The sequence below is a fragment of the Hydrogenophaga laconesensis genome (assembly GCF_031457235.1).
GTDB lineage: Bacteria > Pseudomonadota > Gammaproteobacteria > Burkholderiales > Burkholderiaceae_C > Hydrogenophaga > Hydrogenophaga laconesensis.
Genome location: NZ_JAVDWE010000004.1, coordinates 215778 through 229077, shown reverse-complemented (window position 1 = coordinate 229077; position 13300 = coordinate 215778). Strand labels below are relative to the sequence as shown.

Below are 13300 nucleotides of genomic sequence, written 5' to 3'. Positions count from 1 at the left end.
TTTCGATCGCCTGTTGTGCCCTGTGCACCCAGCGAGTGCGATGTGGATGCGCGCCAGCCAACACACCATCGCACCGCAAGGACTCACAAATGGCACACATCCGCAGCCGAAAACACAGCAAGCCTGTCCATCTCCTGGCCCTTCTCGCCGCCTCCGTTCCCGTCGCCGGCCTGGCCCAGCAAACGCCGACACTGCCCACGGTGACCGTCAAGGAAGCCCCCGAAGTTCCGTTCAAGGCCGACAAGTCGGCCAACGACAAATTCACGGCACCCTTGGTCGACACCCCCAAGACGATCCAGATCATCAAGAAGGACGTGCTGGAGGAACAAGGCGCCGTCACCCTGATGGAAGCGCTGCGCAACACCCCCGGCATCACCATGCAGATGGGTGAGAACGGCAACACGTCCGCCGGCGACACCTTCCAGTTGCGCGGGTTCTCGCTGCAACAGAACACCTTCGTCGACGGCATCCGCGACCTCGGCTCCGTGACGCGCGATACCTTCAACCTGGAGCAGGTCGAAATCGTCAAGGGCGCGGCTGGCGCCGAAACCGGCCGGGGTGCGGCCTCGGGCTTCCTCAACCTGATCTCCAAACAGGCCCACCTGGGTGACGAGAGCAGCGCCTCCGGCACGATCGGTACCGCCAGCCGCAAGCGCGCCACCGTCGACCTGAACAAGCAGCTCGGCGAGACCTCGGCTTTCCGCCTGAATGCCATGGTTCAGGACAGCGGCGTTGACGGCCGTGACTACGTGGAGAACACCGGTCAAGGGCTGGCGCTGTCATATGTCACTGGCTTGAACACGCCGACCCGTATTCACCTGTACAGCCAGCACGTTCGCCAGAAGAACGTGCCCGACGGTGGCATTCCTTCGATCGGTTTCGAAGGCTTCTACAACGCAAGCGCAGCCATCCGCGGGGCAGCCAAGGTCAACCGCGAAAACTACTACGGCAGCGTCAACGACCGCGAGAAAATTGAAGCCGACATGTTCACCGCCAAGGTCGAACACGACCTCGGTCAAGGTACCACCGTGCGCAACGTTACTCGAGTTGGTCAGAATCACAACGAGCGCGTGCTCACAGGCATCAACGCGATCACCGCGGTGACAGCCGACCCTGCCACCTGGACGATCAGCCGCTCACGCCAGCGCGTTGACCGCGAAAACACCATCGTCGCCAATCAGACCAGCATGAACACCGAGTTCAGCGCAGGTGGAATGCAACACTCGCTGGCAGCAGGCGTCGAACTCATGCGCGAGACATACAAGGACATCTCGTTCGCCACCACCGGGCTCACCATCACGCCGGCCAATCTGTACAACCCCGACCCCTACCAGGCACTGCCCATCCCATTTGCCAGTGGCGCACAAAACCTTCGCAGCGTCAGCACGCTGGGGCTGTACGTCTTCGACACCGCCAAGCTCAACGATCGGTGGTCGTTGAACGGCGGGGTGCGGGTGGACCGCTACAAGCTAAGAACTCGCACCTTCGATACCGCTGGCGCGCTCACGGACCTGGACGATTCGCGCAGCCTTGTCAGCTGGAGCTTTGGCGGCGTCTACAAGCCAGCGGAAAACGGCAGTGTGTACGCCTCGTATGCCAACTCGTCCACGCCGCCAGGCACCGACGCTCAGCTCAGCACCGCGGCGGGCAATATCAACAACCCGGCGCTCGATCCGCAGAAAACCCAGACCGTCGAACTCGGCACGAAATGGGAGTTGCTCAACAAGCGCTTGAATGTGGCCGCCGCCGTGTTCCGCACCGTCAACGACAACCAGACCAGCTACGACTACATCAGCAACACGACGCAGCAGTTCGGCAAGACACAGGTGCAAGGTATTGAGCTGTCTGCCGTCGGCCAGATCACCAACTTCTGGCAGATCACAGCCGGCCTGGCCAAGACCAGCACCAAGCAGATCGATCAACGCAGCGCGACGACGACCACTGACAGCGTTCGCTGGTCACCCGACCTGACTTTCACGCTCTGGAACTCGTACCAGCTTGACAAGTGGACGCTGGGTCTGGGCGCGCGTTACACGTCGGAACAGAAGCGCGTGATCACCGCCGGCACCAATCTTTCCACACAGAACGTGCCCAACATTCCGTCGTCCTGGGTGGCTGACGCCATGGTGGCTTACCAGTTCAGCGACAAGGTCAGCGTGCGCCTCAACGTCTACAACCTGTTCGACAAGGAATACCTCTCTGTGTTGAACAACGGTGGTTCGCGTCTGGCATTGGGTGCACCCCGCTCCGCCGCCCTGACGGCCAACTTCAAGTTCTGATTCCGGCTCCCCTGGAGCAACCCTCGAAAAGGCCCGCCGCACGGCGGGCCTTTTCCCGTTTCAACAAAGACACACCATGCTGCTGCACATTCCCCAGGTTCTTGCCCAGGCCGAAGTCGCCGAGATCCGACAGGCGCTCGACACCCAGGGCTGGGTCGATGGTTTGCGCAGCACCGGGCCGCAGGCCGCCAACGTCAAGCGCAACCTGCAGCTCGACACCTCATCACCGGTGTTCGCGCCCCTGTCGCAACGCATCGCACAGGCGCTGCAGCGTCACCCTCTTTTTGTTTCGGCGGTATTGCCCGCCACCATGTTGCCGCCGATGTTCAACCGCTACGAAGGCGGTGGGCACTACGGCAACCACATCGACAACACCATCCAGACCGACCGTTTCACCGGCCAGAAGGTGCGCACGGATGTGTCCACCACGGTGTTCCTCAACGACCCCGATGAATACGAAGGTGGCGAGTTGATCGCGGAGGACAGCTTCGGCACGCACGAGATCAAACTGGATGCGGGCGACGCGATCGTCTATCCCTCCACCAGCCTGCACCGCGTGGAGCCCGTGACCCGTGGCGTTCGCGTGGCCTCATTCCTCTGGACGCAAAGTCTGGTGCGCGATGCCTGGCGGCGCTCGATGCTGTTCGAGCTCGACATGACCATCCTCAAATTGCGCAACCAGTTCGGTGACACCGCCGAAGTGGTCGCCCTCACGGGCCACTATCACAAGCTCCTTCAGCAGTGGGCAGAGACCTGATCCAACCGGCCAGCGCCTGACGCGCGGGGTGGATCAGTAGACGTCCCGACGGTAGCGGCCTTCTGCCACGAGTTGCTGCAGCGCCTCGTCGCCAAGGATCTGCTGCAGGCCGAGGTTCACCTCGCCGGCCATGCCTTCGAGGCTGCCGCAGACGTAGATGGCCGCGCCATCGGCCACCCACTGTCGCACCGTGTCGCCAGCGCTGGCCAGCCTGTGCTGCACATACAGACGCTCGCTCTGGTCGCGTGAGAACACCCAGTCCACCCGGCTGAGCCAGCCCTGCCGCGCCCAGGCGTCGATCTCGCTGCGGTAATGCGCGTCGCAGAGCGCGTTGCGCTCTCCGAACAGCAACCACATGGGCGCGACGTTGTCTGGCCGCCGCACGCTGTCGGCATCGGCCAGCCGACCGGCCGAGGCAAGCCGGCCGCGAATGTGGCCGCGAAGCCCCGCCAGGCCGGTGCCGTTGCCGATCAGGATCAAGGGACGCGAAGCGTTGTCGCCGATGCGGAATCCCCCGTGCGCGCGCACGCGCAGCGACACCGGGGTCTTGTCCACGGCGGCCTGCGTGAGCCAGCCCGACGCCACGCCCAACGTGCCGTCCGTGCGCCGCGCACGGCGCACCAGCAGATGCACGGCACCGTCCTGCGGTACCGAGGCGATGGAATAGTCGCGCGGTTCGCCGGGCGCACCGGGCACCTCCACCTGAACCAGATCGCCTGCCTGCCAGTTGGGCAACGCCACATCGGCCTGCGGCACCAGCTCCAGGTGATGCACTTCCTCGCCCGCGCTGCCAGGGTTGAGATGCCGCCGGGCGCGCAACTGCCATGCCTGCAACGCCGGCGCTTCCCAGTCCGGCAGATCGCTCGTGCCCGCCAGGTGGGCCAGGTGCTGGCGCCAGCGTTGCAGCGCTTCGGGATCGCTCTTGTCGACGTCGATGCGCTCGAACAGCGGCTGAGCTCCGCGGTCCACCAGCCAGCGGTCGAGCGCGCGGCCGAAACCGCAGAAGTGCGCATAGGTCTTGTCCCCCAGCGCGAGCATCCCGACGTGCAGGTGCGCCAGCGAGGCCTCCGCATTCGCCATCACCAGGCGCGCGAACGGCACAGCGCTGTCGGGTGGATCGCCTTCACCGTAGGTGCTGGCAATGCACAGCAGCCGATCGGCCCGCTGCAGGTCGGCCAGGCTGATCTGGCTCAGGGGCGCAAGCCGCACGGGCACCCCCGCCGTGTGCAGGGCCTGCGCGGTCTGCAGCGCGAGCTCCTCCGCCTGGCCGGTCTGGCTGGCGTACGCCACCCACCAGGCGGGCACGCCCGGTGTGGCGGGCAACAAGGCGTCGGCGCGCCGTTGCGCAGCGCGCTGACGGCTGCGGTGCTGCCAGGCGATGGCACCGCACATGAGGGCGTAGCACAGCACCGTGGCCAGGGCATAGAGAATCTTTTCACTCGTCATTCAACACGCCTCACCGCGTTCACGCAGCGAGTTCCTTCATGGCGGGGGTCAGGGTTTCGGCAAGCCGACCATCGGCTCCGCGCTGAACGAACAGCGCCGCAATGCCGTGGGCCGTCGCCAGCGCCAGTCCTTCGTCGCGGCCAAGCACGGTCAGCGCGGTGGACCACGCGTCGGCCCACATGCATTCCGCGTGCAGCACACTCACCGACGCCAGACCGTTCGACAAGGGCCGGCCGTTGCGCGGATCGATGGTGTGCGGCCAGCGCACGCCGTCGCGGGTGTACACGCGCCGGTAGTCGCCGGAGGTGGCCACCGCCATGCTGTGCAACGCCACACGGGTCGTCTGTAGCGCGGATGGGCCGGATGCCACGGGCGGCGACTCGAGATCGACCCACCAAGGCTGCCCGCCCGGACGCAGGCCGCTGCCGCGCAATTCACCTCCGACCTCCACGAGGTGATGTGCCAAGCCCATGCCCGCCAGCCGACGCGACACGCGATCCACGGCGTAGCCTTTGGCGATCGCGGAGAAGTCAAGCAGAACCGCACCCGGTTGGCGTGCCTCCCGGGTGGTTGCGTTCCAGGCCAGTGCACGCCAGTCTTTCAGCGCCAGAGCCCCCAGCACCGCTCCTTCGGAGGGTGGCTCGAAACCCGGATCGGTGTAGCGCGGGCCGGGCCCGAATCCCCACAGGTTCACCAGCGCGCCGGCGGCAGGATTGAAGGCCCCGTCAGACACATGGGCCATCCACAGCGCGGCATCCAGCACGGCCGCCATGGCTTCAGGCACGGTGTGCAGCGTCCCGGCTGCGGCGCGGTTGAAGCGGTCAACGTCGGAGCCGGCAAGCCAGGTGCTCATCTGGGCGACGACGAGATCAAGCTCGTCCTGCACGGCGACACGCACCGCCTGGCCTTGCGATGGCCCGGTGGTGGCCCAGAGCACCTGCCAGGTGGTACCCATCGTCTGCCCCTCGAGACGATGAGCCTGTGCGGCGAGCAAGGGCATGGAGTCATCCAGCTGCAAGGGCACCAGCACGCGGGTCATGTCGGTTCGGGTCGGTTGAAAAAAACAACCCCAGCCATCTGCATGGACTGGGGCATGTCGGCCAGGGCCGGTGGATCAGTTCGGCAGCACTTCCAGCGTCAGGCTGTAGCCCGAGCGGCGCACCGGCTCGGCTAGCGTGCCTGCCGGGCCGGTGGGCGCGGGGCGCGCGCCCGGCGCACCACCAGGAGCGCCGGCGACCGGCCCTGCGCCGGGGGCACCTGCCCCCGGCCCGCCCGGGCCAGGACCACCTTGACCAGGGCCACCCGCACCAGGGGCCCGGGGTGGCACCACATTCAGCCAGTACATGCCCGCAGCGGGCCACTTCACCTGGATCTCACCGTTGTCATCGGTGGTCAGGCGGATTTCGCCCAACTCGCTGCGGTAGCGCAGGCCCGCCAGAATGACTGTGGTGGCGTAGCCAGCGGCCGGCTTGCCGTTGTCCAGAAAACGGAACGTGGCCGTCTCGCCCGCCACAAGATCGTTCGGGTGCGTCACCGGCACCAGTTCGATGCCACGGTTGGTGGGCTTTAGCGCTTCGGTGGTGGGTTTGCCGGACGTCACGAAAGTCTCGACACGGTTTTGCGACTGGCTCACACGCAGATCTTCGGCGTTCGCCGGAATTTCCCTGGCCAGCGATTCGGCCGTGCCGCGCAGGCGCTTGGTCTCAGCGCCCACCCGGAAGCTGACGATGAGCGCATCGTTCACCAGAGCGAGGCGGTAGGTACCCTGCTTGTCCAGCTTGACGTCGAACATGCTGCGGTAGCGGCCCTTGGCCTGGTTCTCCGCCTGAACAGGCTGGCCATCCGGGCCGATCACGACGAGGTTGTCGAGACCGGCGGCGTTGTGCTCGTAATAGAAGATGTCGTTGGACACGGCGGCATCGACCGTCACCCAGGGTTGCTGGGCCGAATAGATGGTGCCTGAAGGCAGCAGCCAGGAACGGTGCGCGTGGACAGCGGCCGGGAGGGCCAGCACAGCGGTGGCGGTGACCGCCAGAGCGAAGGTGCGGGCGCGGACGAAGGTGTTTTTCATGGAGGTCTCCAATCGGTTCGGTTGGTCAGGGTTTGACGGTGACGCTGATCGCACCGAGTTCATGCTCGCCACGCGCCTGTGTGGTGGTGGCCGCCTTGGGTGGCCACACGAAAGGCACCCTCACCTGCTCGCGCCCGCCGACTTCTCGCGCGGCCTCGAGCACGAGGCTGTATTCACCCGGCGCCAGCTTGCCGAGCGCGGTCGCATCGGTGAACTGCACGGTGTGTTCACCCGGCGCGCGCGTGGCCCCACTGAGGCCATCGACCGGCATGGTGAGTTCGCGACCGCTCTTGCGCCACCAGGCCCGCATGTCCTTGAGCCACTTGGTGCCCTCGTTGTTGCGCAGCTTGATGTCGTACCAGACGGCAAGGTTGCCGGCGAACGCCTGGTCGGGCTTTTCGATCCAGATCGCCACGTAGGGACGGTGGTACTCCGCGACGGTCAGGCGAGGAATTTCGACCTTGAGCGCCAGATCGGCGGCCATGGCCGGCCAGGCGAGTCCGGCTGCGGAAATGGCGGTGGCGTAACGGATGATCATGAAAGCGCGGCTCCTTAAAGCGGTCAATGAATGAACAGGATCACGAGCAACAGGGGGATCACCAGTCCCATGCCCACCATGGGCCAGGTCGTGGGGCGGCTCGTTGCATGGAACTTGAGAATGAACAGACCGGTGATGCAGAACACCAGGCAGGCCACCGAGAAGACGTCGAGAAGCCATTTCCAGGCCGTGCCGGTGTGGCGGCCCTTGTGCAGGTCGTTCAAGTACGAGATCCAGCCCCGGTCGGTTCGCTCGTACTCCACGCTGCCCGTCTTGCGTTCGATGCGCAGCCAGGCGTCACCACCAGGGCGCGGCAACGACAGGTAGATCTCCTCGGGAGACCACTCCGCGGCGGTGCCGGGCAGCGAGATGTCCAAGGCCTCAGCCAGCCAGCGGTGCACCTCGGAGGGCAGCGCCAGGTTGTCTGCCTCGTCGTCCCTGGATGCGAGCGCGCTTCGCAGCGCCTCGGGCAGCTGCACCACCTTCTGCTGCACCTTCGGGGTGGCCGGAATGTCGGCAGCGTGGTTGAGGGTGATGCCCGTGAAGGCGAAGAGCAGCATGCCGATCAGGCAGAGCGCCGAGCTGATCCAGTGCCACTGGTGCAGCGTCTTGAGCCAGTAGGCACGGTTGGAGGCCGCCTGGGCGGCTGAAGGATTCTTCACGGGAATATGGACAACGCAGAAACGGGTCGGAAGCCGACGGAATGCGGGACATTGCGAAGGCGGTAACCGCCTGCGTCCATTAGCCTGCGAATTATAACTATTCTCATTTAGAAAAATGCCGGAACGCCTTCAAAATTTGCGTTCCGTGCCTGCTTTTCAGGAGAGGGAAGGCGGCAGGCCAGCCCAGTCGCCGCCCAGGGCCTTGTACAGGTCGAGTGCCGCGGTCAGGCGCGACAGCCCTTGTGTCGCCAGCGCATCGAGTGCGGAGAACAGCGTGCGCTGTGCGTCCAGCACCGACAGCAGATCGCCACTGCCTTCCCGGTAGCGGAGCTCGGCGAGCTGCAGCGAACGCCGTGCCTGCGCGACCACCTCACGCTGCAAGGCTTCCTGCCGCTGGCTGCGCTCCACATTGCCCAGGCCGTCGTCCACTTCCTTGAGCGCGGTGCGGATCGCCTTGCCATAGTTCTCGATCAGCACAACGCGCTGCGACTCGGTGCTGCGGATCTGCAGGCGCTGCCGTCCACCGTCGAAGATCGACTGCGCCAGCGAAATGCCGATCGACACGCTGCGCGTCGGATCGGCCAGGCTGATCAGTGCCGACGTGCCCAGGCTGCCCGACGCCGACAACGACAGGCTGGGCAGCAGCGCCTTGCGTGCGGCTTCCACGTTGGCGTCGGAGGCCGCAAGCTGTGCTTCGGCGGATGCCAGATCGGGACGGCGCGTGAGCAGCGACGACGGCAGGCCCGGCGTGATGTCGGGCACGCGCAGTTGCGTGAATTCGCCGGCCTCCGGCGCATAACCTTGCGGCACACGCCCCAGCAGCAACGCCAGCGCGGTGGCAGTCTGCCGCTGCTGCAGTTCAATCGGCAACAGGGCGGTGCGCTGCGACAACACGGTGGTGCGTTGCTGCGAGACCTCCAGCGCCGTGGCCACACCGTTGCGCTGGCGCGCCTCGACGATGGCCAGCACGCGCTCGGCGATCGCCAGGTTTTCGCGCGCGATGCGCAGACGCTCGGCGGTGTTGAGCCAGAGGAAATAGTTGTTGGCCACCGAGGTGAGCAGCGTCAGGCGCGCGGTCTTCCAGTCGTACTGGCTGGCCTGGAAAGAGGCTTCGCCTGCGCGAACACCGGCCGCGATGCGGCCCCAGAGATCGACCTCGTAGCTGACGGACAAACCTGCGCTGCTCGATTCACGCGACGTGGAAGGCGTACCGGGCGCTTCGGTGCGGCCGGCAGAACTGCCCAGGCTGCCGTTCACCGAAGGCAGGCGCGAAATGCCGGCCTGCTGCAACGCGATATCGGCCTGGCGCATGCGCTCGATGGCGATGCGCAGGTCCGGGCTGTTGGCCTGGGCTTCTTCGATCAGGCGCTCCAGCGGTGGCGAGCCAAAGGATTGCCACCAGGCGGCGGTCAGTTGCGGGGACTCGGCCGGCGCCATGGCCGGGCTCCAGGCGGCTGGCATGTCGACAACAGGGCCACGCGCCGGGTCGGTGGTGGTGGCACACGCCTGCAGGGCCAGCACAAGGGCGAGCGCGAGCGGTCGGGCCAGGGGAAGTTCAAACGGTTTCATCACGGTGCTCATTCGGAAGACAGGGCCACGACAGGATCCAGGCGCGCTGCCTTGCGCGCGGGCAGGTAGCCAAAGACCAGACCGGTGGCGAAGGCACAGCCAAAAGCCAGCACCACGGGCGTGACGGAGTACTGCACGGCCGTGCCGGTCGCACCGATCACGAACGCCACGCCCAGCCCGATGACCACCCCGATCAGCCCGCCCAGCGCGGACACCACGAGCGCCTCGATCAGGAACTGCTGGAGGATGTTGCGCATGCGCGCACCGGTGGCCATGCGGATGCCGATCTCGCGCGTGCGCTCGGTCACGCTGACCAGCATGATGTTCATCACCCCGATGCCGCCGACCAGCAGCGAGATCGCGGCGATCGAGCCCAGCAGGATGGTCATGGTGTTCTGCGTTTCGGTGGCTGTGTCGATGATCGACGCCATGTTGCGGATCTGGAAGTCGATCACGCCATGGCGTTCGGCCAGCAGGGACTCCACGGCGGACTGCGTCTCGTCGATGCGGCTCACGTCGGCCACCGCCACCGTGACGTTGCGCAGGAAGCGCTGACCGGACAGCCGCAGCTGGCTGGTGGCGTAAGGGACCATCACCACGTCGTCCTGGTCCTGCCCGTTGGGCGACGCACCGCGCGTGCTCATCACGCCGACCACCTGGAAGATCAGGTTGTTGACCAGCACGTATTTGCCCAGCGGATCCTCACCGCCCGGGAACAGCGCCTTGGCCACGGTCTGCCCCAGTACGGCGACGGTGGCGTATTCCTGCTCGTCCTCGTCGGTGAAGAAGGTACCGCGCGCCACCTTCCACTGGCGCGCCACGGGAAACTTCGATGATGTGCCCAGGACGCTGCTCGAGTAATCCGCCTCGCCATAGCGCAGCGTGGCGGTGCTGCTCTGCTCGGGCACGGCGGCCAGCACGTTGGGCACCTCCCTGTCGATGGCCTGTACGTCGGACAGCACCAGGGTGGCGATGTTCTGGAAGCCGCGCTGGTTGGGCGCACCGGGCCGCACCAGCAACAGGTTGGACCCCATCGCGCTGATGCGGTCGATCACCACCTGTTTGGCGCCATCGCCAATGGCGAGCATGGCAATCACCGAGGCCACACCAATCACGATGCCCAGCAAGGTCAGGATGGCACGGAACACGTTGGCGCGCAGCGCGCGCAAGGCGGTCTTGGCGGCTTCGACCACATCGCTCAGGTGCGAGATGCGGCCGGCACGCGCGGTCCAGTTCATGGCGGCCTGCGCGGCCTGGCCCTCGGGCGGGCGAGGCCCCGGATCGGACAGGATGTTGCCGTCCTTGATCTCGATCACGCGCTGGGCATGCTCGGCCACTTCGGCCGCGTGGGTGATGAGGATCACCGTGTGCCCCTGCGCCGCCAGCTCCTTCAGCAGCACCATCACATCGGCGCCGCTCTTGCTGTCGAGCGCACCGGTCGGCTCGTCGGCCAGAATCACCCGGCCGCCGTTCATGAGCGCGCGCGCGATCGACACGCGCTGCTGCTGACCGCCCGAGAGCTGGTTCGGCCGGTGGTGCATGCGATCGCCAAGGCCCAGCGAACCCAGCAACTCGGCCGCGCGTTCATGGCGCTCGGCCGGCGGAATGCCTGCATACACGGCAGGCACCTCGACGTTGTCCGCGGCGGAGCCCGTGGCAATCAGGTTGTAGCTCTGGAACACGAAGCCAAAGGCGTCGCGGCGCAATTCGGCCAGCTCATCACGCTCCAGCTCCGAAACGTCCCGGCCCATGAAGCGGTAGCGACCGGTGGTGGGCTTGTCGAGGCACCCGAGGATGTTCATCAGGGTGGACTTGCCCGAACCCGATGCCCCCATGATGGCCACCATCTCGCCAGGGTAGATCTGCAGGTCGATGCCATGCAGCACCTCGACCGACAGGTCGCCGTTGTGATACGTCTTGGTGATCCCGCTGAGATCGATCAGTGGAACGCCCGCGCCCAGCGGCGCGGCGCGCAGCGCCTCGGCCTCGTGCGGCTGCGGCAACTGGCTCATCGACGGACCCCGGCACCGGCGCCACCTGGCATGCCGCCCGGCATGCCACCCGGGCCGCCCATGTTCTGCTGGCCCAGCCCCGAGCCCTGCTGTGTGTTCGCGGGGCGGCGCTCGGGTTCGCGCACGCCAGCGATCACGCGGTCGCCCTCCTTCAGGCCCGAGAGCACTTCGGCGTGCACGCGGTTGCTGATGCCGATGGTGATCTCGCGCTCCTCGATGGTGCCGTCCTCGGCCATCACCTTCACCTTGGCCTGGCGCGGACCGCGGGTAGGCCTGGCGCCCTCCACGCGGGGCACACCGACACCCGCGCCGGCGGCCGGTGGCGTACCAGCCTCCCTGTTGGCTGGCGCGGTGCCCGACGCGGCTGGCGCACGCGCCGGGCCGGCGGCATCGCCTCCCGCAGCGGGGCGCTTCTGCGGAGTGCCTGCAGCGTTGCCCGCCGCCGCAGCCGGCGCGGCGTTGCTGCCACCCGCCTGCGCCTGCTCGCGCTCCTTGCGGCGTTGCTCACGGAATCTGGCGCGCTCCTCTTCACTCATGTTCTGGAATGCCTCCGGGCTCATCCGGGGACGGTCGCCGTTCGCACCCGGCCCCGCGGACGCAGCGCCACCAGCGGCTTCGCGCTCCTTGCGGCGCTGCTCGCGGAATCTGGCGCGCTCCTCTTCACTCATGTTCTGGAACGCCTCGCGGTCAAAACGCGGACGCTCGCCGGCATTGCCGCCTGGGCTGGCCTGCGCCAGCAACACGGTGTCCGACACCGTCTTGAAGGCTGTGACGGGCACCGACGACGTTGTCGTGCCTCGAGCGCCCGATGCTGGAGCCGCTGGTGACGTCGTGGCAGGGGCCGGCGGTGTCGGCGAGGTGACGCCCGGCGCGCGGCTGCCACCCGCGCCACCCTGCCCGCCCCGGTTGCCACCCTGCGGGCCGCGCTGGATGGTCAGCGCCGACATCGGCACCACCAGCACGTCCTTGGCCTCTGCCACCACGAAGAACACCTGCGCGGTCATGCTCGTCATCAGGCTGCGGTTGTTGTTGGGGACTTCGAACAGCGCGTTGTAGAGCACCACGTTGTTGGTGACGGTGGGCGTGGGTTCGATCTTCTTGAGCTCGCCATACCAGCGGCGACCCTGACCACCCAGTGTGGTGAAGTACACCGGCATGCCGCCACGCAGCTTGCTCACGTCGGCTTCCGACACCTGCGTCTGCACCGTCATGATCGACAGATCGGCGATGCGCAGGATCGTGGGCGCAGACTGGTTGGTGTTCAGCGTCTGACCCTGGCGAGCGGTGATGCTCACCACCGTGCCCGCCATCGGCGCGTAGATCTTGGTGAACTTGAGATTGGCTTCTTCCACCCGCATGCTGGCCTGCAGCTGCTCCATGGAGGCTTTGAGCGACTGGATCTGTACGCGCGCCGTCTTCACGGCGGTCTCCGCGTTCTGCAGCGTCTCGGCGGTGGTGGCCTCCTCGGCCGCGAGGTTCTTCTGGCGCTGCAGATCGCGCTCGGCCTTGGCCAGCGTCAGTTCGCGCTCGGCCATCTGGGCCTGCTGTGAACGCAGCTGGGCGCGGCTCGCGTCCACGCGGGCTTGCGAGGTCTCGGCGTCGATCTCGGCGAGCAGATCGCCCTCCTTGACTTCGCTGCCCACCTCCACGTGAATCTTGCGCAACTGGCCCGACACCTGGGCACCCACGTCCACGTAGTCGCGCGGCTGCAGCGAACCGGTGGCGCTCACCTGGTCTTCAATGTCACCACGCTGCACGGTCGCGGTGATATAGGCGCTCTCCGTCTTGGCCCCCGGCCCCCAGCGGTAGTACGCGAAACCACCGCCCCCCAGGATGGCCAGACTCACGAGCGCAATCAGCGCCAGTTTCCAGGTCTTTCGGCGGCCGGCGGGGGCCTTGCCCCCTTCACGTTTGACTTCGTTCATGACTGTGCGGTGTGTTCGGATGGATGGCGCCAGCGTGGCGC

At 66.5% G+C, this 13300-nt stretch carries 10 protein-coding genes; 2 read left to right on the top strand and 8 right to left on the bottom strand.

The annotated features are described in order from the left end of the window. Positions 1–89 precede the first annotated feature (89 nt). Positions 90–2279 carry a catecholate siderophore receptor Fiu gene (locus J2X09_RS09720; RefSeq protein ID WP_204733088.1) on the top strand — a complete coding sequence of 730 codons (2190 nt, stop codon included), beginning with the start codon at positions 90–92 and terminating at the stop codon, positions 2277–2279. A 76-nt stretch (positions 2280–2355) separates the two neighbouring features. After that, positions 2356–3036: a Fe2+-dependent dioxygenase gene (locus J2X09_RS09715; protein ID WP_204733089.1), complete on the top strand. Its 681-nt coding sequence runs from the start codon at positions 2356–2358 to the stop codon at positions 3034–3036. A gap of 33 nt (positions 3037–3069) precedes the next feature. Here the strand turns inward: J2X09_RS09715 and J2X09_RS09710 are convergent, their stop codons facing one another. From J2X09_RS09710 to J2X09_RS09675, 8 genes are all read right to left on the bottom strand, one after another. Further along, positions 3070–4482, bottom strand: coding sequence for a sulfite reductase subunit alpha (locus J2X09_RS09710; protein WP_204733090.1), 1413 nt, complete (start codon positions 4480–4482; stop codon positions 3070–3072). 19 nt (positions 4483–4501) lie between these two features. Next, positions 4502–5521, bottom strand: coding sequence for an FAD:protein FMN transferase (locus tag J2X09_RS09705; RefSeq protein ID WP_204733091.1), 1020 nt, complete (start codon positions 5519–5521; stop codon positions 4502–4504). Positions 5522–5596: 75 nt separating this feature from the next. Then, entirely contained in the window at positions 5597–6553 is a 957-nt protein-coding gene (locus tag J2X09_RS09700; RefSeq protein WP_204733092.1) for a DUF4198 domain-containing protein, read from the bottom strand. Between the two features lie 25 nt (positions 6554–6578). Next, positions 6579–7091: a DUF2271 domain-containing protein gene (locus J2X09_RS09695; RefSeq protein WP_204733093.1), complete on the bottom strand. Its 513-nt coding sequence runs from the start codon at positions 7089–7091 to the stop codon at positions 6579–6581. Positions 7092–7114: 23 nt separating this feature from the next. Further along, entirely contained in the window at positions 7115–7753 is a 639-nt protein-coding gene (locus tag J2X09_RS09690) for a PepSY-associated TM helix domain-containing protein (protein WP_204733094.1), read from the bottom strand. A 156-nt stretch (positions 7754–7909) separates the two neighbouring features. After that, positions 7910–9322, bottom strand: a complete 1413-nt coding sequence (locus J2X09_RS09685) for an efflux transporter outer membrane subunit (protein WP_310308102.1) — start codon at positions 9320–9322, stop codon at positions 7910–7912. Between the two features lie 8 nt (positions 9323–9330). Then, complete coding sequence (locus J2X09_RS09680; RefSeq protein WP_204733096.1) at positions 9331–11334, bottom strand: MacB family efflux pump subunit; 2004 nt, start codon at positions 11332–11334, stop codon at positions 9331–9333. Continuing rightward, positions 11331–13259 (bottom strand): efflux RND transporter periplasmic adaptor subunit, encoded by a 1929-nt coding sequence (locus J2X09_RS09675; RefSeq protein WP_204733097.1) that lies wholly within the window; start codon positions 13257–13259, stop codon positions 11331–11333. Before J2X09_RS09675 ends, J2X09_RS09680 begins: the two co-directional genes overlap by 4 nt. Positions 13260–13300: the final 41 nt, after the last annotated feature.